At 70.5% G+C, this 23,432-nt stretch carries 24 protein-coding genes, 1 tRNA gene and 1 riboswitch; of the genes, 10 read left to right on the forward strand and 15 right to left on the reverse strand.

Annotated features, from left to right (window positions below; all coding sequences use genetic code 11):
- Nucleotides 1-21: 21 nt before the first annotated feature.
- The 4 genes from QM711_RS07830 to ssd are packed head-to-tail and all read right to left on the reverse strand — an operon-like array spanning nucleotide 22 to nucleotide 3,762.
- A complete protein-coding gene (locus QM711_RS07830) occupies nucleotides 22-798 on the reverse strand; it encodes a type II secretion system F family protein (RefSeq protein WP_415097983.1) in 777 nt (258 codons plus the stop codon).
- Entirely contained in the window at nucleotides 795-1,592 is a 798-nt protein-coding gene (locus QM711_RS07835; RefSeq protein ID WP_415097985.1) for a type II secretion system F family protein, read from the reverse strand. The genes QM711_RS07830 and QM711_RS07835 overlap by 4 nt, the downstream gene beginning before the upstream one ends.
- Nucleotides 1,589-2,749, reverse strand: coding sequence for a TadA family conjugal transfer-associated ATPase (locus QM711_RS07840; RefSeq protein WP_415097987.1), 1,161 nt, complete (start codon nucleotides 2,747-2,749; stop codon nucleotides 1,589-1,591). Before QM711_RS07840 ends, QM711_RS07835 begins: the two co-directional genes overlap by 4 nt.
- The gene (ssd, locus tag QM711_RS07845) at nucleotides 2,746-3,762 is read right to left on the reverse strand and encodes a septum site-determining protein Ssd (RefSeq protein ID WP_415097989.1); all 1,017 of its coding nucleotides are present in this window, start codon (nucleotides 3,760-3,762) and stop codon (nucleotides 2,746-2,748) included. The genes QM711_RS07840 and ssd overlap by 4 nt, the downstream gene beginning before the upstream one ends.
- A gap of 74 nt (nucleotides 3,763-3,836) precedes the next feature.
- On the opposite strand from ssd, the gene QM711_RS07850 reads away from it, so the two are divergent.
- On the forward strand, nucleotides 3,837-4,580 hold the full coding sequence (locus QM711_RS07850; RefSeq protein ID WP_415097991.1) for a methyltransferase domain-containing protein: 744 nt from the start codon (nucleotides 3,837-3,839) through the stop codon (nucleotides 4,578-4,580).
- 98 nt (nucleotides 4,581-4,678) lie between these two features.
- Entirely contained in the window at nucleotides 4,679-5,164 is a 486-nt protein-coding gene (locus QM711_RS07855) for a phage holin family protein (protein ID WP_415097993.1), read from the forward strand.
- Between the two features lie 3 nt (nucleotides 5,165-5,167).
- On the opposite strand, the gene QM711_RS07860 is transcribed toward QM711_RS07855, so the two are convergent.
- From QM711_RS07860 to QM711_RS07880, 5 genes are read right to left on the reverse strand one after another with little or no spacing between them, the layout of a single operon-like run.
- Nucleotides 5,168-5,809 (reverse strand): NUDIX hydrolase, encoded by a 642-nt coding sequence (locus QM711_RS07860; RefSeq protein ID WP_415097995.1) that lies wholly within the window; start codon nucleotides 5,807-5,809, stop codon nucleotides 5,168-5,170.
- A complete protein-coding gene (locus tag QM711_RS07865) occupies nucleotides 5,806-6,411 on the reverse strand; it encodes a TlpA family protein disulfide reductase (protein WP_415097997.1) in 606 nt (201 codons plus the stop codon). The genes QM711_RS07860 and QM711_RS07865 overlap by 4 nt, the downstream gene beginning before the upstream one ends.
- A complete protein-coding gene (nth, locus tag QM711_RS07870; RefSeq protein WP_415097999.1) occupies nucleotides 6,408-7,100 on the reverse strand; it encodes an endonuclease III in 693 nt (230 codons plus the stop codon). Before nth ends, QM711_RS07865 begins: the two co-directional genes overlap by 4 nt.
- A 13-nt stretch (nucleotides 7,101-7,113) precedes the next feature.
- Nucleotides 7,114-7,605 (reverse strand): RidA family protein, encoded by a 492-nt coding sequence (locus QM711_RS07875; protein ID WP_415098001.1) that lies wholly within the window; start codon nucleotides 7,603-7,605, stop codon nucleotides 7,114-7,116.
- Nucleotides 7,602-7,763 (reverse strand): DUF4177 domain-containing protein, encoded by a 162-nt coding sequence (locus QM711_RS07880; RefSeq protein ID WP_197709991.1) that lies wholly within the window; start codon nucleotides 7,761-7,763, stop codon nucleotides 7,602-7,604. The genes QM711_RS07875 and QM711_RS07880 overlap by 4 nt, the downstream gene beginning before the upstream one ends.
- Before the next feature lie 43 nt (nucleotides 7,764-7,806).
- Here QM711_RS07880 and QM711_RS07885 point away from each other — a divergent pair, with 43 nt between their 5' ends.
- Both QM711_RS07885 and QM711_RS07890 read left to right on the forward strand, forming a co-directional pair.
- Entirely contained in the window at nucleotides 7,807-8,703 is an 897-nt protein-coding gene (locus QM711_RS07885) for an ArsA-related P-loop ATPase (RefSeq protein WP_415098003.1), read from the forward strand.
- Nucleotides 8,700-9,809 carry an ArsA family ATPase gene (locus tag QM711_RS07890; RefSeq protein ID WP_415098005.1) on the forward strand — a complete coding sequence of 370 codons (1,110 nt, stop codon included), beginning with the start codon at nucleotides 8,700-8,702 and terminating at the stop codon, nucleotides 9,807-9,809. Before QM711_RS07885 ends, QM711_RS07890 begins: the two co-directional genes overlap by 4 nt.
- Here the strand turns inward: QM711_RS07890 and QM711_RS07895 are convergent.
- Nucleotides 9,753-10,031 carry a WhiB family transcriptional regulator gene (locus QM711_RS07895; RefSeq protein ID WP_415098007.1) on the reverse strand — a complete coding sequence of 93 codons (279 nt, stop codon included), beginning with the start codon at nucleotides 10,029-10,031 and terminating at the stop codon, nucleotides 9,753-9,755. The genes QM711_RS07890 and QM711_RS07895 overlap by 57 nt on opposite strands.
- A gap of 206 nt (nucleotides 10,032-10,237) precedes the next feature.
- Here QM711_RS07895 and QM711_RS07900 point away from each other — a divergent pair, with 206 nt between their 5' ends.
- The 3 genes from QM711_RS07900 to QM711_RS07910 all read left to right on the forward strand — a co-directional run bounded on the left by QM711_RS07900 (nucleotide 10,238) and on the right by QM711_RS07910 (nucleotide 13,649).
- The gene (locus QM711_RS07900) at nucleotides 10,238-12,625 is read left to right on the forward strand and encodes a transglycosylase domain-containing protein (protein ID WP_415098009.1); all 2,388 of its coding nucleotides are present in this window, start codon (nucleotides 10,238-10,240) and stop codon (nucleotides 12,623-12,625) included.
- Entirely contained in the window at nucleotides 12,626-13,528 is a 903-nt protein-coding gene (locus QM711_RS07905; protein WP_415098011.1) for a metallophosphoesterase, read from the forward strand. It begins immediately after the preceding gene.
- Nucleotides 13,529-13,572: 44 nt separating this feature from the next.
- Nucleotides 13,573-13,649 (forward strand) — tRNA-Pro (locus QM711_RS07910).
- Nucleotides 13,650-13,774: 125 nt separating this feature from the next.
- Here QM711_RS07910 and QM711_RS07915 read toward each other — a convergent pair.
- The 4 genes from QM711_RS07915 to QM711_RS07930 all read right to left on the reverse strand — a co-directional run bounded on the left by QM711_RS07915 (nucleotide 13,775) and on the right by QM711_RS07930 (nucleotide 18,594).
- Entirely contained in the window at nucleotides 13,775-14,749 is a 975-nt protein-coding gene (locus tag QM711_RS07915; RefSeq protein ID WP_415098013.1) for an ABC transporter ATP-binding protein, read from the reverse strand.
- Entirely contained in the window at nucleotides 14,746-16,542 is a 1,797-nt protein-coding gene (locus tag QM711_RS07920; RefSeq protein WP_415098018.1) for an ABC transporter permease, read from the reverse strand. Before QM711_RS07920 ends, QM711_RS07915 begins: the two co-directional genes overlap by 4 nt.
- A gap of 2 nt (nucleotides 16,543-16,544) precedes the next feature.
- The gene (locus QM711_RS07925; RefSeq protein WP_415098021.1) at nucleotides 16,545-17,651 is read right to left on the reverse strand and encodes a thiamine ABC transporter substrate-binding protein; all 1,107 of its coding nucleotides are present in this window, start codon (nucleotides 17,649-17,651) and stop codon (nucleotides 16,545-16,547) included.
- A gap of 31 nt (nucleotides 17,652-17,682) precedes the next feature.
- A riboswitch (TPP riboswitch) is annotated at nucleotides 17,683-17,788 on the reverse strand.
- Between the two features lie 89 nt (nucleotides 17,789-17,877).
- Nucleotides 17,878-18,594 carry an HNH endonuclease family protein gene (locus QM711_RS07930; protein WP_415098023.1) on the reverse strand — a complete coding sequence of 239 codons (717 nt, stop codon included), beginning with the start codon at nucleotides 18,592-18,594 and terminating at the stop codon, nucleotides 17,878-17,880.
- 191 nt (nucleotides 18,595-18,785) lie between these two features.
- Between QM711_RS07930 and QM711_RS07935 the strand changes: the two genes are divergently transcribed.
- Genes QM711_RS07935 through QM711_RS07945 form a run of 3 tightly spaced genes read left to right on the forward strand, consistent with a single transcriptional unit; the run spans nucleotide 18,786 to nucleotide 21,949 of the window.
- Nucleotides 18,786-19,784 (forward strand): Bug family tripartite tricarboxylate transporter substrate binding protein, encoded by a 999-nt coding sequence (locus QM711_RS07935; RefSeq protein WP_415098025.1) that lies wholly within the window; start codon nucleotides 18,786-18,788, stop codon nucleotides 19,782-19,784.
- On the forward strand, nucleotides 19,781-20,395 hold the full coding sequence (locus QM711_RS07940) for a tripartite tricarboxylate transporter TctB family protein (RefSeq protein ID WP_415098027.1): 615 nt from the start codon (nucleotides 19,781-19,783) through the stop codon (nucleotides 20,393-20,395). The genes QM711_RS07935 and QM711_RS07940 overlap by 4 nt, the downstream gene beginning before the upstream one ends.
- 3 nt (nucleotides 20,396-20,398) lie before the next feature.
- Nucleotides 20,399-21,949, forward strand: a complete 1,551-nt coding sequence (locus QM711_RS07945; RefSeq protein ID WP_415098029.1) for a tripartite tricarboxylate transporter permease — start codon at nucleotides 20,399-20,401, stop codon at nucleotides 21,947-21,949.
- A 177-nt stretch (nucleotides 21,950-22,126) separates the two neighbouring features.
- Here the strand turns inward: QM711_RS07945 and QM711_RS07950 are convergent, their stop codons facing one another.
- Nucleotides 22,127-23,395 carry an aspartate kinase gene (locus tag QM711_RS07950; RefSeq protein ID WP_415098031.1) on the reverse strand — a complete coding sequence of 423 codons (1,269 nt, stop codon included), beginning with the start codon at nucleotides 23,393-23,395 and terminating at the stop codon, nucleotides 22,127-22,129.
- Between the last annotated feature and the right edge of the window lie 37 nt (nucleotides 23,396-23,432).

Consider the following 23,432-nt stretch of genomic DNA (forward strand, 5'->3'; position numbering starts at 1 on the left):
TGGATAAGTCGCCTCGTGGCCTCAGCCGAACAGGCGATCCAGCACACCGCCGACCACCGGCACCACACCGACCAGCAGGAACGCCGGCAGGAAGCACACCACCAGCGGCAGCACGATGCTCACCCCGGCCCGCCGGGCGCGGGACTCTGCCGTGGAGCGCCGAGCTGCCCGCGCCTCGTCGGCGAGCCGGCGCAGCACCAGGGCCAGCGAGACCCCGCTGCCGGCGGCGTGCCGCAGCGCCCGGGCCAGGTCAGCCAGCTCGGGGTGCCGCTGCGCCAACTCGGCCCAGGCGTCCGCTTCGCCGACACCGAGCCGGATGGACGCGTCCAGCCGGCGCATCGCCTCAGCCGCCGGCCCGGTCATGCCCTCGGCGAGCGCGGCGACAGCGTTGCGCAGCGGCAGCCCGGCCTCCAGACACACCGCCAGCTGGGTGCAGATCGCCGGCAACGCCGCGGCCAGCTGGGCTCGAACCTCGGCCGTACCGGCCGGCCGGAGCCGTCCGGCAAGGACGAACACCGACCCGCCGGCCAGTATCGCCAGTAGCGGCGGGGGCACCGCCAGCAGATCGCCGCCGAGGCTCACCACCCAACCCACCGCCACCCCCAGCAACAGCCGGACTCCGAGCCGGGGCGACCCAGGGACGGGGGCGAGCACGGCCACCCAGGCCGGTGGCGATCTGGTCGGCCGCCCGCCGAGCGCCGAGCCGTCCGGATCGAGCCACCGGCCGCGTGAGACCGTGACGAAAGCCGAAGCCGACGCCGCCACCACGGCGAGAAGGATGAGCGTCTCCGAGCTCATAGCTGCCGCCCCGCCCGCTCGGCGAGCGACTCGCTCCACACCACCCCGGCACCCGCCAGCCCGACCCCGATCCCCAGGCACGCCAGGCCGGCCGGCGATCCGGTCAGATAGCGAACGGGGTCGCCACCAACCGCATACCCCAGGACGAGGCCGGCCAGCGGAAGAAGGCCCAGCAGTCGTCCGGTCAACCGCGCGGCCGCCAGTTCGGTGCTGACGGTCCGGGCCAGCGCCCGCTCGGCGGACAGGCTCGCGGCGAGATCGTCCAGTGCCGTTGTCATCGCGGCACCCGTCCGCTCAGCGATCTGCCACGCCGTCGCGAGGTCACCCAGCCCGGCTGCACCAGGTTGCTTCGCGGCGGTCCGCATCGCCGCCACCGGGTCGCCACCGACCCGATGCTGCGCCGCGATGCCGCCGAACAGCGAGGTCTCCCGCGCGACGACCACCAGCGCCCGCACCGGCGGATAACCGGCGCGCAACAGCCCGGCCAGCTCACCGCAACCACGGGCTACCTGGTCACTCACCACCGACCGTCGTCGCGCAGCCGCGGCCCGCAGCACCGTCCAGACCGCGACCGCTGCGCTGATCCCGAGCACCCACCCGAAGACCGCCCCGCGGACGCCGCCGAGCACCGCGCCGGCCAACGGGGCAGCGAGCACCATCGACCCGAGCAGAACCGGCGCGCGCAGTTGCCCACCCGCCCGTCGCCGACGGACCGGACGCAGCCGCCGAATGTTCGCCGCCGGCCAGCACCACCAGACCGCCCAGGCCGTCAACATCGCGGCGAGGGCGCTCACCGCAGCAGCCCGTCCAGCCGGGCCGCGGCCGGGCCGAGGACCGGATCGCCCGGCCCGGTGAACCGGACGGCGGGAACCGCGCGACACAATCCGGACGCCTCGTCGCGCTCCAGCAGGTGCAACTCGGCAACCCACCTGGTTCCGTCGCTCAGCCGTCCGATGTGTACCAGGACGTCGAGCGCGGCCGCCGCCTGAGCGTGCAGGGCGGCGCGGGGCAGCCCACCGAGCGCGGCCAACGCCTCCAACCGGGCCGGGACATCGGCGGCCGAGTTGGCATGCAGCGTGCCGCACCCGCCCTGGTGGCCGGTGTTCAGTGCGGTCAGCAGGTCGGTCAGTTCGGCTCCGCGGACCTCGCCGACCACAAGCCGATCGGGCCGCATCCGCAACGCCTGCCGCACCAACACCGCCATCGGCACCGCTCCGGCGCCTTCGGCATTCGCCGCTCTGGCCTCGAGTCGCACCACGTGCGGATGCGCGGGCGCCAGTTCGCGGGAGTCCTCGACGATCACGATGCGATGTTCCGCCTCGACCATGCCGAGCAGACTCGCCAGCAGGGTGGTCTTACCCGATCCGGTGCCGCCCGAGACCATGAAGGCCGCCCGGCTCCGCACCACCCGGGTCAGCAATTCAGCCGCCCGTGGATGCATGCTGCCACCCGCCACCCACTCGGCCAGCGTCATCGGACGGCGCGCCGGGACGCGCAGCGACAAGCAGGTGCCCACATCGGTCAGCACGCCCAGCACGGCATGCACCCGGGTACCGCTCGGCAGCCGCGCGTCGACGAACGGAGCACCCTCGTCGAGCCGGCGACCGACCGCCGCCGCCAACCGGACGGCGAGCCGGCGCACCTCCTCCTCGTCGGCGAACACCCCCTCGACTGGTTCCAGCCCCGCGCCCCGGTCGAGGAACACCTGCCGGTGTCCATTGACCAGCACGTCGGTCACGCCGCGCAGCGCCAGGTAAGGCTCCAGCGGCCCGGCGCCTGCACTCTCGCGGCGCAGCGCGGCCACCGTCTCGCGCACCGTGCCCTCGGACACCAGCGCACCCAGCCCGCGCAGCGCGGCGGCCACCTCGACCGGTCCGGCCGCGGCGCCGGCACGACCCAGCACCGCCCGGACCTCGGCCAACGGCACTCCGACACCCTCGGCGGCTGTCATGACGGCTCCAGCAGCCGATCGCAGACCCGGCCGAGCCCGCCCCGGCGCCGGGACAACGGCGGGCGCTCGCCGCGTTCTGCGGCGACCGGCAGCCTCGGATCGTGCCGCAGCCGGGCGCCCACGGGCAGGCCCAGCGCCTCCTCGACGGCATCGTCGGGTACGCCGACCCCCGGCAGTCCGCGCAGTACCAGCTCAACCGCCGCCGGCGTCAGCGCCCGCAGCAATTGCCCGGCGGCCGCGACGCCTCGGAGGCAGCCACCCACCACCAGCACCGTCCGGCCGGCTCGTCGCAGCGACTCCCGGCAGGACGGGAGCCCGCTGCGGCCCGGGTCGACGATCACCAACTCGAACGAGCGCTGCAGCGAGGCCAGGACGGCGGCCAGCGGCTCGCGTCCCACCTCGGGATCGGGCCCGCGCGCCATCGACAGCACGGTGACGCCGTCGACCGCCGGCAGGAACTCGCGCAGGTCGCCCAGCACCCCGTCCGCTGCTCCGAACCGCGGCCAGCGCCAACCCGGTTCGCGCTCGGCCCCCAGCAGCAGGTCGATACCGCCGCCGAGCCGGTCTGCGTCGACCAGGGCCACCGAACGACCACGATCCGCCGCCCGCCAGGCCATCGCCGCCGCCAGCGTGGACGCCCCGACCCCACCCGAGCCGCCGAGCACCGCCAGCACCTCGCCGGTGCCGCCGGCCTGCCCGGCCAACACCGAGGACAGCCACCCTCGCCCCTGTGGCAGCAGGATGACCTCTGCACCCAACGGCACCGACCACAGCGCGGCGGCGCCGCTGTCGGCGCCCACCAGATAGACCCGGTCGCGGCGGCTCAGCTCCATGGCGGCAACCTCGGCTGCAGTGTCGATGCCGACGAAGACCGTGCCCGCGGCCGGCCACAGCACGAGCAGCGCCTCGGGTTCGCACACCCGAACGCGATGGCCGAGCCCGGCCGCGGCGGTCGTCACCGCCTCGCACACCTCGGCACGTCCCGACACCACGAGCACCTGAGTCGCTTCCACGCGGTCAGTGTCGGCCCGAGTTCGCGAAAGTGTTCAAAGTCGTCGCAGCCTGTGGATGGCCCTACGATTCCCCCGTGAGCACCTCGACCCTGGCCGACGCCCTCGATTGGCTGGTCGGCGGCTCCCAAGGGCCGACCCTCATCCTCGGCCGCTCCTCGGCGTCCTTCGCGTCCGGGCTGCGCGGGCGGCACCGGGTCACCCTGATCGACCGTGACCGGGACGCCGTCTCCGAGTTGCTGCGCCGGGCACCGTCCGGGCTGCCGATGGTCGCGGCCGCGGAGGCCCTGCCGCTCGCCCCGTGCTCGTTCGACCGGGTGCTGCTGGCTCAGAACTTCCACACCTACGCTCCCGGCCTCGCCCTGTCCGAGTTCGCCCGGGTGCTGCGTCCGGGCGGCCGGCTCGGCATCGCCTACACCGTGCGCGACGACTCGGTCCCCTGGGTGAAGCGCCTGGTCGCGTTGGTCCGTCGCTACGATCCGGACGCCATGGCCGGCGCCTACGGCACCGACTCGCTGGACGCCCTGACCGAGAGCGCCTACTTCCCGCAGGTCCAGACCCGCTCGTTCCGGCGCTGGGTGCCGATCGATCGTCCCGGACTGATCGCGATGGTGGAGCGGACGCCGGCCGCCCAGGCGTTGGACGACGAGACCCGTGCCGCGCTGCTTGCCGACGTCGGCGGCGTCTACGACAACTCCGCCCGCCCCCCCGAGCCGCTGTTGCTGCCGTTCCGGCTGAGTTGCTGGCTGGCGGAGGTCGATCACACCGAGCTGACCGCACCACTCGACCTACCCGACGAGGGCCTGCAGATCCGGCTCTGACCGGTTGACCCTTTCGGGGGGCAGACGGTGTCCGGGCCGACCATCAGTGGCCTGTCGCCACTAGGCTGAACGACACAGCCGACGAAAGGGCAGCCACCATGGCGAACCAGGCGGACATCGCGGACACCATCAAGGCCATCCAGGCCGACCTGACCACCATCGTTCGCGGCGAGATCGAACTGGCCAAGGCCGAACTCGTGCCGCAGGCGAAATCGGTGGGCATCGGCGCCGGCCTGTTCGGCGGGGCCGGTTACTTCGCGATGAACGGCATCTCCCTGCTGTTCCTGGGTCTGTCGGCGCTGGTCGGGCACTTCTTCGCCACCGGTCTCGGTTGGGAGCCGCTGCTCGCCGCGTTCATCGGCTTGGCCATCGTGGCCGTGGTGATGTTCCTGATCGCCGGCGTCCTCGCGCTGATCGGCAAGAACAAGGTGGCGGTCAAGGGGCCCCAGGCGACGATCGCCCAGGGCGAGCAGTCCGTCGAGGCCGTCCAGACGGCGCTCCAGCGCGGCGTATCGGACGCCGAGGCCGAAGCCGCCGCCCGCAAGGAAGCCCGCAAGCACGCACCCAACATCACCGCCGGGTAAGCCTCAACGCCGGCGTCCCAGCCGGAACCGTTCGGGAATCTCGGTGGTGCGCTCCGCATCCCAGGGCAGTGTCCACCCGGCCAGATCGAACAGGCCGTCCAGCAGGTAGGCGGTGAAGCCCCAGACGAACAACTCGCCGACCACGAAGCCCGGCCCGCTGAAACCGGCCGGGTGCGTCCAGGTCACCCGGTTGGCGGGGTCGAGCAGGACGTCGAGCGGCACGGTGTGGACGGCCGCGATCTCGGCGACGTCCACCGGAGCCAGCGGACGCGGGACCGGCCAGTGCCCGACCACCGCGGTGACCGCGAAGTCGCTGGCCCGGACGTAAGCGGGCGGCAGCACCCCCAGCACCTCCACCTCCGAGCCGGCCAACCCGACCTCTTCTTCGGCTTCGCGCAGCGCACCCGCCACCGCCGACGCGTCCGAGGTTTCGATCGCCCCGCCCGGGAACGCGACCTGGCCGGCGTGGGAGCGCAGCCGGGTGTCCTTCTCGACCAGCACCACGCCGACTCCCGACGTACCATCGGCCAGCGCGATCAGCACCGCAGCCGGACGCCCGCCGCGGGCCGCCCGCTCGGCCACCCGGGCCGCCGCCTCGGGGCCGGCCAGCGCCGCTCGCAGCCGGTCCAGATCCGCCCGGGTCACAGTGCGATGCCGAGCTTGTCGCGGGTGAGCTGCACCAATTCGTCGTAGGACTGGAGCTTGCCGGACACCTGATGGACCAGCTTGCCGTCGGCATCGACGAACAGGGTGGTCGGCAGGCCACCGATCCGCATCACCGCGCTCAGCCGGCGTTCTGGATCCTGCAGTTGCGGGTAGCTCCACTTCACCAGCGAGGCGAACTCGACGGCCAGCTCCGGCCTCGGATCGTCGTAGTCGATTCCCAGCATCGTCACCTTGCCCTTGGCCGCCTTCTGGTACTGCCGCAGATAGGGCGACTCCTCGCGGCAGGGGGGGCACCACTGCGCCCAGACGTTGATCACCATCGGCTTGCCCCGCAAACCGGCCAGCCGCACCGTGGAGTCACCGCCGAGGCAGTCGAGCACCAGGTCGGGCAGCCCGTCGGGGCGGGCCGGCACGCTGGCCGACGATGCCGGGCAGTCGGCGATTCCGGCCTGTTTGCGGGCGGCCACCACGGCCGCGGGGTCCACCGGCGCGAAGCTCGGCGTGGGCGGCTCGGACGGCGCCGGCGTGCAGCCACCCAACAGCACGGCCAGCACCGTGAGCAAGACCCCCGTGCGTTTCACCCGCGGGGCTCCCGGATCAGCTTCGCGGCGGCGGCCGGATCGGTGGGGCCGATCCCGTACGAGGGGCACAGCTTCGCCACCGGGCAGGCCCCGCAGGCCGGACGCCGGGCGTGGCAGCGCCGCCGCCCGTGCCAGATCACGTTGTGCGAAAGCTGCGTCCAGTCCTTGCGCGGAAACAGCGCCCCGACCTCGGCCTCGACCACGTCGGGCTTCGCCGACGCAGACCAGCCGAATCGCTCAGACAAGCGCATGAAATGGGTGTCGGTGGTGATTCCGGGCACGCCGAACGCATTCCCGAGCACCACGTTGGCCGTCTTGCGGCCCACTCCGGGCAATGTGACGAGCTCTTTGAGGGTGTTCGGCACCTCTCCCCCGAACCGTTCCACCAGCACCGCGCCGAGCTTCATCAGGGCGTCGGTCTTGGCCCGGAAGAAGCCGGTCGGGTGGATCAGTTCCTCGAGCTCGGCCCGGTCGGCGGAGGCGTAACCGGCGGCGTCCGGGTAGCGGGCGAAGATGATCGGGGTGACCAGGTTCACCCGGCGGTCGGTGGACTGGGCGCTCAGGATGGTGGCTACCAGCAACTCCAGCGGATTGCCGAAATCGAGTTCGCAGCGAGCATCCGGATAGGTCTCGGCGAGCGTCCGATTGATGGCCCGCGCCCGCCGCACCAGTGCCGTCCGGCCCTCCATCACAGCGCCGCCATCAGAACGACGCCGCGCTCGCCTCGACCACCAGCTCCAGCTCGACCGGGGCGTCCAGCGGCAGCGACGCCACCCCGACCGCGGAACGGACGTGCCGCCCGAGCGGGCCGAAGATCTCGCCGAGCAACTCGCTGGCGCCGTTGGCCACCTGCGGCTGCCCGGTGAAGTCGGGCACCCCGGCGACGTAAACCACCAACCGGACGATCCGCCGGATCTGATCGATGCCGCCGACCTCGGACGCCGCGGCGGCCAGTGCGTTCAGCGCCGCCACCCGGGCCGCCTGCGCGGCCTGTTCGGCGGTGACCTCGGCACCCACCTTGCCGGTTGCCACCAGCACCCCCTGGACAGTCGGCAACTGCCCCGAGGTGAACACCTGCCCGGCGGACGCGATCGCCGGAATGTAGGCGGCCAAGGGCACTGCCACCGGCGGCAGGGTCAGCCCCAACTCGGCCAGTCGCTGCGACGGCGCCGTCCCGCCGACTTCCTCGTTCACCCGTCCTCCAGCGGCCGCTTCAGGTAGGCCACCAGGTTCTGCGGATTCGGGCCCGGAACGACCTGCACCAGCTCCCAGCCGTCGGCACCCCACTGGTCGAGGATCTGCTTCGTCACATGGACCAGGACCGGCACCGTCACGTACTCCCACTTCGTCATGGCCCAACCCTAACGGCGAACGCCGACACCTAAGCTGAGGCCCATGCCCACCCGTCCACCGCTGCACATCGTCACGGGCAAGGGTGGGGTCGGCAAGACCACAGTGGCGCTCGCACTGGCCCATCGCCTCGCCATTGACGGCGCCCGCGTCGTGGTCGCCGAAGTCGAGGGCCGCGGCGGCCTGGGCCGCGCCACCGGCCGGCCGATCGGACCCGAGCCCTCGGCGCTGCTGCGGACCGGCCGGGGCCGGGTGCTCGGCGTCCAGATCGACGCCCGGGTGGCGCTCGCCGGCGATCTGCAGCGCTACTACCGGCTGGGGTTCGCCGCCGATCTGCTGCAACTCGAGCCGTTGGTGGACTTCGCCACCCGGATCGCCCCCGGGCTGCGCGACATCCTGCTGATCGGCCAGGTCACCCATCTCATCGACAACCGTCCGGACATCGACGCGCTGGTCCTGGACGCCCCGCCGTCGGGAAGGATCGGGCCGTTCCTGGGAGCGGGCGCGGCGCTGGCCGAGCTCACCGACGGCAGTCCCATCTCCGGCCAGGCGGCTTCGGTGATGGACGACCTGCGCGACCCCGGCTGCCGGGTGCACGTGGTTACCCTGCTGGAGGAGCTGCCGGTCACCGAGGCGGTCGAGACCGTCCGGACGATCAGCCACCTGGGACTGCTGCCGGGCGCCGTGATCGCGAACCGCTGCCTGCCGGCACCTGAGATTCCCGACCCGCTGCCAGCCGCGCCGGCAGGCATCGACGCGCGCAGCTGGGCGGCGATGACCGCCGACTTGGTCGCCGAGGGCGAAACCGCCCGGGCGCAGCGCGCCTGGCAGGAACTGCTCGGCCACCGCACCGGAGTCGGCGTTCGGCGCCTTCCCGAGGTCGTCTCAGCCACCGCGAGCGAGCTGCCCGCCCTGCTCGGCGCCGAGCTGGGGGCGTGGTGAGCGCCGGGCTTGACGCCCTGCTCCGTGACGAGCGGGTTCGGGTGCTGCTGTGCGTCGGCACCGGCGGCGTGGGCAAGACCACGTTGTCGGCGGCGGCAGCCGTCCGGGCGGCCCGCTTCGGACGCCGGGTGCTGGTGGTCACGATCGACCCGGCCAAACGGCTAGCCCAGGCGATGGGGCTGGACGCCCTGGCCGAGGAGCCGTCGCCGGTGCCGCTTCCGGACGCCGAGGGCACCCTGTCGGCGATGATGCTCGACGTCACCGATGCGTTCGACCGGGCGTTGACCGACCAGGTGGATGCCGCCGAGGCCGACCGGATCCGCGCCAACCCGTTCTATCGGGCACTCGCCGGGGCCTTCTCCGGCACCCAGGAGTACGTCGCCATGGAGAAGCTCGGCGAGTTGCGCCGGCGGGCGAGTGCGACCGCCGAATGGGACCTGATCGTGGTCGACACACCGCCCAGCGCGTCCGCACTCGATTTCCTGGACGGCCCGAGCCGGCTTCAGTCCTTGGCCCGCAACCCGTTGCTGAGGATTGTGCTCGGGGCACCGCGCGGACCGCTGGGCTTCTTGGACGCGGGCGCCGCGCTGGCCAGCAAGGCGCTCGATGCGATCCTGGGTGGCCGGCTGTTCGGCGACCTGCGCACCTTCCTGCGGGTATTCGAGCGGGCAGTGGCCGGCTTCGAGTCGAACGCTGCCCAGACCCGCGCGCTGCTGGCCTCCGACGCCGCCGCGTTCCTGGTGGTCGCGGCCCCGCAGCCCGCACCGCTGAGCGAAGCGATCGCGCTGATCGATCGGCTGCAAGCCGATGGCCTGCCGTTACGGAGGGTGCTGGTCAATCAGGTCCGGTCCGCCGCCGTCGTGGATCCGTCGGCGTTGAGCGAAGCGGAGCAACGGGCGGATCCGGGCCAGCGGACGGTGCTGCGTCATCACCGGACGGCCGCCGCGCGTGCCGCGCGCGACCGGGGCTGCCTGGTGGCGCTGGCCGGCGTCGGCGTCGGCATCGACCTGATCGGGCACCGTCCGGCTGGGGTCGGGGACTCGGCCTCGTTAGCCGCCCTGCTTGATGCCGTCGGCGAGGAACCGGCGCCAGGATCGTACCTCTGAGTGCTGGCGGAGCAGCCGGCGCCGTTCACGTTCGGTCATACCGCCCCAGACCCCCCACTCGATCCGGTTGTCGAGGGCCTCGGCGAGGCATTCGGCGCGGACCTCGCAGCCGTAGCAGATGGTCCGGGCACGCTTCTGGTCGGCACCGTCGGGGAACAGGTCGTCCTGCAGACCGCGGCACTTGGCCAGCGTGGGCCAGCTGTCCATCTCCATCAAGGGCATGGCGATTCACCGTCCGTAACTCAGGGGGTTTACTACTACATAGCGTAGTTGTCAGGTCGGTCGAAGGCAACCTCGGGCCGCCGGGGTGCGACAGATCCTGCGGAACCCCGGATCGGCGGCGGCCGCGGCCGGTGAAATCTGCGGCACGTCCGGCGCCGGCGCAGCGGTTTCGGGTGCGGAGATGAGAGTCACGTACTCTGTTGACCATGCGTTTGGGGAAGAGGCTCTATTCGCTGGTCATGTTCCTGGTGGTCAGCGTTCTCGGTGGGCTGTTGATAGCCGGGCTCGCGGTGCCCGTCGCCGGAATGGCGGCGGAGGCCGGAAAGACCACCGCAACGGCGATGGATTCGCTGCCTGCCGAACTGACGATGGCTCCGCAGGCGCAGCGTTCTCGCGTCCTGCTCGCCGACGGCTCGACGCTGGCCAATTTCTACGTCGAGAACCGCCAGTACGTGCCGCTCAGCAAGATCGCGCCGATCATGCAGAAGGCCCAGATCGCGATCGAGGACCACCGCTTCTACGAGCACGGCGCACTCGACCTGCAGGGCACCATGCGCGCCCTGGTGAGCACGGTGCGCGGCAACACCCAGGGCGCCTCCACCCTCACCCAGCAGTACGTGAAGATGGTGCAGGTCAGCGCCGCCGCCGCTCGTGGCGACACCGAGGGCGTCCAGAAGGCGCAGGAGAACACGATTGCCCGCAAGATCCAGGAACTGCGGTACGCGATCGCATTGGAGAAGAAGTTCACCAAGGACCAGATCCTGGAGTACTACCTGAATATCGCCTATTACGGCGACAGCTCCTATGGCGTCGAGTCCGCCGCGATGAACTATTTCGGCGTCCACGCCAGCGAACTCAACCTGCAGCAGGCGGCGATGCTGGCCGGAATGGTGCGCAACCCGAACGGCACCAACCCGCGGCGGGCCGGTCTTGAGCTGGTCGCCCTGCAGCGCCGCAACGACGTGCTCGACCGGATGGCCGTCAAGGACGTCGCCGTGATCTCGCCCGAGCAGGCCGCGACCGCCAAGGCCAAGCCGCTCGGCCTGGTGAAGCCGAAGGCCAAGCTGCACGGCTGCGGCAATGCCGAGTTCCCCTTCATCTGTGACTACGTGGAACGCACCCTGCTCGCCTCGCCGAGCCTGGGCGCCACCCGCGACGACCGCGAGAACGCGCTGTACCGAGGCGGACTGACCATCCGGACGATCATCGATCCCAAGGTGCAGCGCAAAGCCGAGAAGTCCATCCGGAACTTCGTCGACCCGCGCGACCCGCTGGACGTCGTGAACGTGATGGTCGAGCCCGGCACCGGCTTGATCGTCTCGATGGCTCAGAACCGCAACAAGATGGGCACCAAACGCGGCGAGACATTCTGGAACTACGCCGTCAACAACAAGATGGGCGGCGGCGACGGCTACCAGGCCGGCTCCACGTTCAAGATGTTTGTCGCTGCCGCCGCGCTGAAGAACGGACTCGGCGCATACGGCAACATCAACGCCAAATCGCGAATGAACTTCCAGGGCTGGCGCTTCCAGAGCTGCCAGGGCACGATCGTGCAGCATGCCCGATGGAACGTGGTCGGGCGCGGCGGCACGTTCAATCTGTTCACCGGCACCACCAACTCGGTGAACGGCTACTTCGTCCAACTGGAGGCCGCCGCGGGGCTCTGCGACGCGACCAAGATCGCCCAAGCCCTCGGCCTGCAGCCGTCCATCGATCCCTCCGGCAACTACCTGACCAAGGTGGCCAGCAACTACCCGTCCTTCACCCTGGGCGCCGTTGAGGTCTCGCCGCTGTCGCTGGTGAACGCCTACGCGACCGTGGCGGCGCGCGGCATCCGCTGCGACCCGATCATCATCAAGTCGATCAAGGCCGCCAACGGCGCGACCCTGGAGGCACCGAGCGCGAACTGCAAGCGGGTGCTCGACGAGGGGATCGCGGATGCGCTGAGCAAGATCTTCCAGGGACCGTTCCGCAGCGGCACCGCCACCGCGGCCCGGATCCCCGGTTACACGGTGGCCGGCAAGACCGGCACGGTGCCCGACAACCGGGCCATCTGGACGGTCGGCTTCACCCGCAACCTCGCCGGCGCCGGCATGATCAGTTACTCCAAGGACCCCCGGTTCAAGAAGTACTGGAGCGGCTACCGCAAGCAGGTGTACATCAAGGGCGCCTACATGAAGTACTCGCACCGGTACATCCAGGGCAGATCCGGACCCGAGGCCGGGCGATTCATCTTCAAGCCGGCCTTCGCGGCCGCCCTGAAGAACTACGACCGAAAGGGTTTCGTCGAACCGCCCTACGGCATCCTGGCCGGCAGGAAGGTGGACGTGCCGTCGTGCTCGGGCGCCACGCCTGCGGGTTGCCGCTCCATCCTGCTCGGCGCGGGCTTCGGTTCCTACACCGACACCATCGCCAGCAACGCGCCGAAGGGCACCTTCCTGGGCATCAGCCCCTCCGGGGTGGCCGTCCGCGGCACCAGCATCCGCATCCTGATCTCGGCCGGACCTGCCAAGAAGCCTGAGAAGCCCAAGGACGACAAACCCAAGGACGAGTCGCCGAAGCCGACTCCGACACCCACGAAGAAGAAGCCCTAGGTGATCGGAGCCTTGCTCGGCCGGCTGACGGCCGTCGGTGCAGCCTGCGTCGCGTATGGCTTCTGGGAGGCCCGGCACTTCGTGGTCCGTCGCCGCGAGGTGCCGCTTCTTCCGCCGGGATCGGCACCACTGCGGCTGCTGCACGTCTCCGACATCCACCTGATGGCCCGGCAGCACTACAAGACCGACTTCATCCGAGCCCTGGCCGGGCTCGAGCCGGACCTGGTTGTCACCACCGGCGACAACTGGTGCGAGGCGTCCGCGTTGAAGCCGCTGCTGCGAGCCTGGGGACGGCTGCGCGACGTGCCCGGAGTGTTCGTGTTCGGCTCCAACGACTACGAGGGACCACACTTCCGGCCGCCGATGATGTACCTGGTCCGTTCCACCGAGGGTCACCGCGACCCGGACCGTCCGCTGCCGGTGGCGGACCTGCGCGCCGGATACACCGAGCGCGGCTGGGTCGACGTCAACACCTCCCGAGCACTGATCACGGTCCGGGGCGTCACCTTCGAGTTCCGCGGCACCGACGACGCCCACCTGGGACGCGACGACTACGCTCTGGTCGCCGGTCCCGCGTCCCCAGAGGCCGATGTCTCGATCGGGGTCACCCATGCCCCCTACCTGCGGGTGCTGGACGCGATGACCGCCGACGGGGTCGACCTGATCCTGGCCGGACACACCCACGGCGGCCAGGTCTGCCTGCCCTACTACGGAGCGTTGACCACCAACTGCGACCTGGACGCGATCCGCGCCAAGGGGCTGTCCAGTCATACCGCCGGCGGCCGGACCGCCCGGCTGCACGTCTCGGCCGGTATGGGATCCTCGCCGTTCGCGACCTACCGGTTCGCCTGCCCGCCCGAGGTGACCGTGTTGACGCTGATCGCCAGGGACTCAAATGGCTGATCGGACGAGACTCGTATAGACTGCTCGTCGGCCCTGGTGGCCATCGGGGTGTGGCGCAGCTTGGTAGCGCGCATCGTTCGGGACGATGAGGTCGCAGGTTCAAATCCTGTCACCCCGACCAGCGGAAAGTCGCTCTGGCTAGGAGAAAACTCCAGGCGGGAGCGGCTTTCGCCGTTTGAAAGACACTGCGTCACCGGGTGGCGTGCGCACGACCTGAATAGTCCCGGTGCATGTTCGTCGCCGGATTCAGCCGGGAATCACCGCGCAGCCGGCCGGATCGATCGTGACGGTGAGTGACTCCCCGCCCACTCGTTCCGCCACGCGGGCCGTCGCGGTCTGACCGTCGGGCAGCCGGACGTCGATCAGCACCTCACCGCGCTGGTGCCGCTGGTCGACGATCGGTACCTCGACCCCCATCGGCGAGGGAACCAGACCGGCCGGTCCGATCGCGACCAACTCGTCCGGGTTGGCCCGGACCCGGCCGAGGCTGGCCGCCAGTTCGGCGGCGATGAACGGTTCGTAGCCGAGGAAAGCCGCCACCTCCCGGGTCGCCGGACGCCGCCACAGCAACTCCGGCGCATCCAGTTGCAGCATGCGGCCCTCAGCCATCACGCCGACCCGGTCGGCCAAGGCAAACGCCTCGTCCTGGTCATGGGTGACGTAGAGGGCGGTTGTTCCGGTACTGCGCAGGGCTTCGCCGAGCACGCCGACCAGATGCTCGCGCAGGTTCCGGTCCAGCGCGGACAGCGGCTCGTCGAGCAGCAAAAGCCGCGGCCGGGGCGCCAGCGAGCGAGCCAGCGCGACTCGTTGCGCCTGGCCGCCGGAGAGCTCGCCGACCCGACGTTTCCCGTAGCCGGGCATGCCCACCAGGTCCAGCAGTTCGGCCACCCGTGCCCGGCGTCCCACCCGCGGTTCCCGGTAGAGGCCGTAGCCGATATTCCCCTCGACGCTGAGGTGGTTGAACAGCTGGCCGTCCTGGAACATCATCCCGAACCCGCGGGCGTGCACGGGTGTGGCGGAGACGTCCGACCCGTCCCAGGTGACCTCGCCGGCGGCCAGCGGCTCGAGCCCGGCGACACCACGCAGCAGCGACGACTTGCCCGAGCCGGACGCCCCCAGCAGCGCGACGATCTCGCCCGGCTCCACCGCCAGGTCGACCCCGTCGACGGCGACCAGCTCGCCGTACCGGACGACGGCGCCGCGCACCTCCAAGCCCCTCACAGTTCCGCCTCCCTGGGCCGGACGAGTTCCGCGGCGGCCATCACCGCGGCGGTCAGCACGGCGAGCACCACCGAGGCGGCCATGGCCATGCCGAAGTTGTCGGCGCCGGGGCGTCCGATCAGCCGGAAGATCACCGTCGGCAGGGTCGGATGCTCGGGCCGGGAAAGGAACGAGGTCGCCCCGAACTCACCCAGCGAGGTGGCGAAGGCGAAACCGATCGCCAGTCCCAGCCCGCGCAGCGCCAGTGCGGCGTCGATGGTGGCCAGCACCCGTCCCGGACCTGCACCCAGCATCGCGGCCGCCTCGCGCTGGCGCGGATCGATCGCCCGCAGCACCGGCAGCAGGGTGCGCACCACCAGCGGCAGCGCCACGATGGCCTGGGCGATCGGGATCAGGATCGGCGACGTCCGCAGGTCGAACGGCGGCCGGTTCAGGGTGATCAGGAAACCGAACCCGACGGTCACCGCGGACACCCCGAGCGGCAGCATGAAGAGCGCATCGAGGACCCCCACCCCGGCGGCCAGCCCGCGATTGCGCGGTCGACGCGATGCGATCAGGCTGACCAATACCCCTAGCCCGATGGCGATCGCGCTGGCCTGGGCGGCGATCACCAACGAGTTCGCGGCCGCCGTCCAGACCGGCACGGTGACCCCCGAGTCCCCCGCCGTCGCCAGCAGTTCATAGTTGTGCCAGCCCCAGCCGTCGGCGGTGACGAACGAGCGCACCACCAGGTGCACCATCGGCACGATCAGCAGGCCGAGCACCACGACCCCGGTGACCAGCGTCGGCAGCAGATCGCGGCGCGCCCGCCAGGGCTGTTCGGCGCTCTCGTCCCCACTCAGCCGTAGCGCGTGCTCGGCCTGCCGCCGCGCCCGTCCCGCGATCAGCAGGGCCACCGCCACCACGACCAGTTGGACGATCGACAGCGCGGACGCCGCCGGCAGATCGAGCAGCTGGGTGGTCTGGTACCAGATCTCGGTCTCGATGGTGCTGAACCGGACGCCGCCCATCACCATCACTATCCCGAACGCGGTGGCGCAGAACAGGAAGACCAGCGAGGCGCCGGAGAGCACCGCCGGCGCGATCGCCGGCAGGGTCACGGTCAGGAACACCCGGGCCGGGGACGCCCCCAGCATCCGGGCCGCCTCCGCGGTGCGCGGGTCGAGCCGCGACCACAGCGCCCCCACGGTCCGGACGATGACCGAATAGTTGAAGAAGGCCAGCGCCACCACGATGGCGGCGAAGCTCTCGTCGAGACCCAGCCAGCCGAGCGGACCCTGGGCGGCGAACAGCGACCGGAAGGCCACCCCCACCACCACCGTGGGCAGCACGAACGGCACCGAGACCACGGCCCGCAGCAGCCCGCGTCCAGGAAAGCGGCAGCGGTACAGCAGGTAGGCGGCGGGGACGCCAAGCGCGACCGCGACCGCGGTGCCGGCCACCGCCTGGCCCAGGGTCTGGCCGATGATCCGCCAGGTACGGGGCGCCGACAGCACGTCGCGGACGCCGTCCAGGCTGGGTGCGCCCTCGACCAGGAAACCGCGTCCGACCAGGCCGGCGACCGGCCAGACGAAGAAGATCGCCAGGAAGCCGAGCGGCACCAACGCGGCGAGCGCCCAGAGCGCGATCGCCAGCGAGCTGGGCCGAGCCCGACTCGGTCGAGCTGGTCGAGACCTCCGCCGAGGTGTGGTCTCGACAAGCTCGACCGACGGATCAGCGACGAGTTCGACCGACCGATCGGGCCTCGACGGACTCCTCCGCTGCTCGACCGACGGGCGCTCCCACCTCGGCATGGTCAGCCGAGCACCGTCGCGGTCCACTGCCGGATCCAGCCGTCCCGGTTGGCCGAGATCGTCTCGGCGGGCACCGAGAACGGCTGCTCGGCCAGCGGCGCGAACCGCTGCCAGTCGGCGGGCAACGGCACCGAGGTGTCGGCGGGGTACATGTACATCTGGCCCGGAATGTCGGCCTGCACCTTCTTGGTCAGCAGGAAGTCGATGAACTTCCGGGCGCCGACCTCGTTCTGCGCGCCGGCGATCACGCCGGCGTACTCGACCTGGCGGAAGCACGTCTGCAGCAGCGCGGTGGTGTTGGATTCCGTGCCACCCTTGGGCACTTCGAAGGCCGGCGAGGTGGCGTAGGACACCACCAGCGGCCGGGAGCCCTTGCCGGACGAGCCGGAGAACTCGGTCGAGTAGGCCTCCGTCCAGCCCTTCACCACTTTGGCGCCGTTGCTCTTCAATGCCGTCCAGTAATCCAGGTAGCCCGGGTCGCCCTTGGCTGCGACGGTGGCGGTCAGCCAGGCCAGCCCCGGCGACGACGAGGCCGGGTTCTCGACCACCAGCAGGTTCTTGTACTCGGGCTTGGTCAGGTCATCCAGGGTCGCCGGCACGGCCAGCTTCTTGGTCGCGAACCACCGCTTGTCGGCGTTGACGCAGACGTCGCCGAAGTCGATCGCGGTGAGGCGTCCGGAGTCGTCGGCCTTCAGCTTCGCGGCCGATTCGGGCAGCGCTGCCGGGGTGTAGGGGGTGACGACGCCCGCCGCGACAGCGCGTCCGGCGAAGGTGTTGTCGATGCCGAAGACCACATCGCCCAGCGGCGAGTCCTTGCTCAGGATCAGCTGGTTGACCAGTGCGCCGCCGTCGCCCGGCTGGACGTACTTCACCGTGTAGCCGGTGCTCGCGGCGAACTCCTTCTTCAGCGCGTCGCTGAGCGCGAACGAGTCGTGGGTGACCACAGTGAGGGTCTTGGACTCGGTAGGGGCGGCGGGCGAGTCGACGGGTGAGCTCACCGCGGGAGAGCTCGCGGCGGGCACGGCCCCGGTGGTGCAGCCGGCCAGCACGGTGGCGCCGGCCACCAGCGCCCCGGCTCCGACGGCGAATCTGCGGCTGACTGTGATCATCTGTTCCTCCTTGTCGGAGGGCTCACCGTGGTGAGGAGATTTCCCGACTCCCTACGCCGGTGCTAACCGGATCAGGTTCGAGGGTCTGCGGTCGGCCCGCACTCTCAGCGTCCCGTGACGCTCCCCTGTCGAGGCCCCACCCTACATGCCGGCGGCGGTGGGCCGAGGGCCGCGGATTCCCGCTGGTGCCGGATGCCGCCCGGAACTCCGGGCGCGCATGGCGCGGTCAGGGACAGGTGCCCAACATCTCGCCGAGTGCGGACTTCTCGACCGGATCGGTCGCCAGCAGGTAGGCCCGCTTCGTCGCCAGGTAGCGGACGGCGTAGCCGCACTGGGCAGCGCGGATCGGCCGCCACTGCGCGGCGTCGGAGCCGCTCTTGTCCTGGTTGGCTCGTCCTCCGACGGCCACCAGGTTCGCCGTGTCGTTGGCGAACCGCAGCCGGGTGTCGTCGGTCCAATCGCGGGCGCCGTAACGCCACGCGGTCAACAGCGGGACGACGTGGTCGATCTGCACCGTTTGGGCTTGTGTGCGCTCTTTGGCGTCGGTGAGGACGAGTTCGGCACCGGTGTAGGGATCCACCCAGGTGCCGGCCAGCACATCGTGGCCACAGCTTCCCTGCCGCCCGAGCGTGTACGCCCGATCGGGCCGAAGATCGCGCAGCAGCACGTCGTCGCGCTGGTTGCAGCCATTGCCGTCGACGTCCTCCCAGGCCTTCCCGAAGGACGCCCGCCGGTAGTCGGCCGCCGGCCCGGGACGTCCGGCCACAGCTAGCTCACGGAGAGTCAGCCGGGCTCGGGTGATTTCGTCCGCGGTGCTGGTCAGCAGCGAATTGCCCGGTGCGGTGGCGGCCAGCCAGGACTCGAGCCGTGGCAAGGTGAAGCCGGCGACCAGCAACAGCACGACGAGCGTCCAGGCCACCGTCCGCCGTCTCACCGCTCGCATCGCAACCTCCACCTGCTCCTGCCCCGCACACTCTGACAGGGCCGGCCACGGCCCGTGGGGTTATCCACAGGCGGGCGGCGATTTCGTGGCCGAACGCGTCGAAGTCTCGACCCCGCCATTGACGAAACGGCTTTTGGCACACACGATGATCCGACACACCCCAGCGCCGGAGTGCGAAAGAGAACCCCCCAATGGCAAAGAAGCTGACTCCCTGGTCGATTGTCTCAACCGTCGTCGTCCTGGTGCTCGCCGGGTTCGCCGTCGCGGACGCCCGCGACACCGAAACGACTGGCAAGGCCAGAGCCTCTCTCACCGTGATGGCCCCCGCGGCGGCCGGCGGCGGCTGGGACCTGGTGGCCCGCGAGGCTCAACAGTCGCTGCGCAAGAACAAGCTGGTAAGCACCGTTCAGGTCTCGAACGTGCCCGGTGCCGCCGGCACCATCGGCCTCAGCCAGCTGGCCCGGATGCAGGGTCAGCCGAACATCCTGATGGTGACCGGCACGGTGATGCTGGGCGGCATCGCCCGCGGCTCGGAGTTCTCGCTCGGCAAGACCACCCCGATCGCGCGGCTTGCCGAGGACTTCCAGGTGGTCGCCGTGCCGGCCGGATCGCCGTACCGGACGCTCGACGACTTCCTGAAGGCGTGGAAGGCCGAGCCGGGTGCGATCCCGGTCGGTGGCGGATCGGCCGGCGGCGTGGACCATCTGGTCGCCGGACAGCTGGCGAAGGCGGTCGGCATTCCCGGATCGGCGGTGAAGTACACCCCGCATTCGGGTGGTGGCGAGCTGACCATCTCGCTGCTCTCCACCGCGGCCGGGACGGTCAACATCGGGGTCAGCGGCTACAACGATTTCCGCGACATGATCGACTCCGGCAAGCTCCGCGCGCTCGCCGTCGTTGCGCCGGAACGGCTCGCGGGGGTGAACATTCCCACCATGTCCGAACTCGGTTACCCGGAGGTCGACCTGGTGAACTGGCGCGGGCTGGTGGCCGCGCCCGGGATCGCCGAGTCCGACCGCGCCGAGTTGACCGCGATCGTCACCGAGATGGTCGCTACGTCGGAGTGGCGGGCGGCCGTCACCCGGAATCGCTGGAAGGAGAACTTCCTCACCGGAGCCGATTTCGAGAAGTTCATCGCCGAGGAGCAGACGGCCATCACCGCGCTGCTGAAGGAGTTGGGGTTGGCATGAGTGCGACCGACGAAGCCGCGACCACCGACGAGCGACCCGCGGAGGCTCTGCCGCCCACCGCCCCCGATCGGGGCATCCTGAGCATCGCCGCAGTCCTGCTGGTGATCGCCGGGCTACTGATCTACGGCAACCTCACCATGCGGGTGAACGGCAGCGGCGCATTCGGCCCGCAGACCTTTCCGTGGATCGTCGCCGGCATCTGCATCCTGGCCGCCGCGCTGATCGTGATCGAGACGCTCCGGCATCCGCGTGCAGCCCCGAGCACTCCGGAACAGGACGCCATGTCGGGCGTCTCGGTGCTGCACGATCCGTTCGACGAGCGGGTCGCGCCCCAACTCAGGGCCGAGGCGTCCGAAGTGCCCAAGGGCGTGAACTGGGTCAAGCTCGGCACCGCGCTGGCCGCATTGATCGGCTTCACCCTGATCCTGGAGCCGGTCGGCTGGCTGATCAGCGCGACGGTGCTGTTCTGGGCAATGTCGGTGGCCCTGGGCGGACGCCGCCATGTCCCGGCCCTGGTCATGGGCCTCGGCTTGGCGTCGGTGATCCAGGTGGTGTTCGGTGGCCTGCTCGGCATGTCGCTGCCGGCCGGAATCCTGCTGCTGGGGAGTTGAACCATGGACCAGTTGACCCACCTGCTCAACGGCTTCGGGCAGATCCTGACCCCGCAGAACCTGCTCTGGGTGATCGTCGGAGCCTTCCTCGGCACCGCGATCGGCGTGCTGCCCGGGCTGGGCTCGGCGATGGCGGTGGCCCTGCTGCTGCCGCTCACCTTCACCCTCGAACCGCTGTCGGCGCTGACCATGTTCGCCGGCATCTACTTCGGCGGCCTGTTCGGCGATTCGATCGCCGGCATCCTGATGAACACCCCCGGTAACAGTACGGCGATCGCCAGTTCGTTCGAGGGTCACATGATGGCGCTCAACGGGCGGGCCCCGCAGGCCCTCGCCACCGCCGCGATCGGGGCCTTCACCGGCGGCATCCTGGCCACGGTGCTGGTGGTCTTCTTCGCCCCCACGATGGCCGACCTGGCCACCCAGTTCGGCCCCGCCGAGTACTTTGCGCTGGCGGTCTTCGCCTTCATCGCCATCTCGACAGTGGTGGCCGATTCAGTGATCCGCGGCCTCTCCGCCCTGGCGCTCGGACTGGCGCTGGCGGTGGTCGGCATCGACCAGTCCACCGGCACCGCCCGGTTCACCTTCGGCATTCCGGCGCTGTTCGACGGAATCTCCGTGGTGGTGATCACGGTGGCGCTGCTGGCGATCGGCGAAGTGCTGCATGTGGCGTCCAAAGTCGGGCGCCGTGACGACAAGAAGCTCATCCACGCCGGCGGACGGCCTTGGCTCAGCGGACCGGAGTTCCGGGCCGCCCTGCCGGCCTGGCTGCGCGGCACCGGCTTCGGCGTCCCGTTCGGGATCATCCCGGCCGGCGGCGCTGAGGTGCCGACCTTCCTGGCCTACGGCACCGAACGCAAACTGGACGCCCGCCGCGCCAAGCCGATGTTCGGCAAGGGCTCGATCCAGGGTGTTGCCGGACCGGAGGCGGCCGGCAACGCCACCGCCGGGTCGGCCATGGGCGCGCTGCTGGCGCTCGGCCTGCCTACCTCGGCCACGGCGGCGCTGCTGCTGGTCGCCTTCCAGCAGTACGGCATGCAGCCCGGGCCGCTGCTGTTCGAGCGAAGCGCCGACATCGTCTGGGCGCTGCTCGCCGCGCTGTTCATCGCCATGGTGGTGCTGCTGATCCTGAACCTGCCGTTCGCGCCGATGTGGGCGATGCTGCTGAAGGTGCCGAAGGAGTATCTCTACGCCGGCATCACGGTGTTCGCCGCTTTCGGCGTTTATGCCGCCGGGGCGTCCACCATCGACCTGGGGGTGATGATCGGGATCGGCGTCCTCGGCTTCGTGATGCGCCAGTACGACGTGCCGTTGGCGCCGGTGCTGATCGCGTTGATCCTGGGCCCGCTCGCCGAGTACTCGCTGCGTGACGCGATGGCGAACTCGTCGAACAATGCCGCCGTGCTGGTCAGCTCGCCGATCACCATCGGTCTGTATGTCGTCCTGGTGGTCGGCGTCATCTGGAACGGTTATCGGAGGGTGCAGGAGCGACGGCTCGCCGCCGAGCTGGACGCCGCCGAAGCAGCCGCGGACGAGTCCGCCACGACGCGCTGACCCATCGCCTCGGTGGACGCTTCAGCGTCCGGTGCCCGCGTCACAAGGGGACGGACGCGACAGCGGACGAACCCGCCCTGCATGTCGGCAGCGGACGCTTCAGCGTCCGGTGCCTGCGTCACAAGGGGACGGACGCGACAGCGGACGAACCCGCCCTGCATGTCGGCAGCGGACGCTTCAGCGTCCGGTGCCTGCGTATACGACGGCTTCGCCGGAGGCTGAGTCGAGACCGAAGGCGGTGTGCGCGGCGCGAACGGCGGCGTCCACGTCCTCAAGTGCGACGACGACCGAGATCCGGATCTCGGAGGTGGAGATCATCTCGATGTTGATCCCGGCCTCGGCCAGCGCGCGGAAGAAGGTCGCAGAGACGCCGGGGTGCGAGCGCATCCCGACGCCGATCACCGACACCTTGCCGATGCCGTCGTCGTAGATGATCTCGGCGAAACCGATCAGCTCCCGGGCGCCGTGCAGGGCGTCCAGGGCCCGGATCCGGTCACCGCCGGGCAGGGTGAAGGTGATCGCGGTGTTGTCGTCGGCGATCGACTGGTTCTGCACGATCATGTCGATGTTGACCCCGGCGTCCGCCACCGCCGAGAACACCGCGGCCGCCGCGCCGACCCGGTCGGGCACCCCGACCACGGTGATCTTGGATTCGCTGCGGTCGTGCGCGACCCCGGTGATCAGCGGCTGTTCCATGGCAGAACCTTCCTCGTGCTTGATGTCCTTGACCCAGGTGCCGGGCTTGGTGGAGAACGACGACCGGACATGCACCGGCACGTTCTCGCGGCGGGCGTATTCCACGCAGCGCAGGTGCAGGATCTTGGCTCCCTGCGCCGCCATCTCGAGCATTTCCTCGTAGGAGATCTCGGGGATCCGGGACGCCCCCGGCACGATCCGCGGGTCGGCGGTGAAGACGCCGTCGACGTCCGAATAGATCTCGCAGTAGTCCGCCTTCAGCGCGGCGGCCAGCGCCACCGCGGTGGTGTCTGAGGCCCCGCGCCCCAGCGTGGTGATGTCCTTGGAGGTCTGCGACACCCCCTGGAAGCCGGCCACGATGACGATGTCGTCGTCCTCGAGCGCGGTCCTGATCCGGCCCGGGGTGATGTCGATGATCCGGGCGTCGCCGTGGGTTCCGGTGGTGATCACGCCGGCCTGCGAGCCGGTGAACGAACGCGCCTCGAAACCGAGGTCGTTGATCGCCATCGCCAGCAGTGCCGCGCTCATCCGCTCACCGGCGGTGAGCAGCATGTCGAGTTCGCGCGGCCGCGGCTGCGGCGAGACGTCCAGCGCCAGATCCATCAACTCGTCGGTGGTGTCGCCCATCGCCGAGATCACCACGACCACCTCGGCGCCGCGGGACTTGGTGTCGACGATCCGCTGGGCCACCCGTTTGATGCTGGCGGCATCGGCCACCGACGACCCACCGAACTTCTGCACGACCCGCAAGGCTCTGCCCTTCCTGAAGACCAACCTTCCCTACTCT

The sequence above is a fragment of the Micropruina sp. genome (genome assembly GCF_047602385.1).
Classification (GTDB): domain Bacteria; phylum Actinomycetota; class Actinomycetes; order Propionibacteriales; family Propionibacteriaceae; genus Micropruina.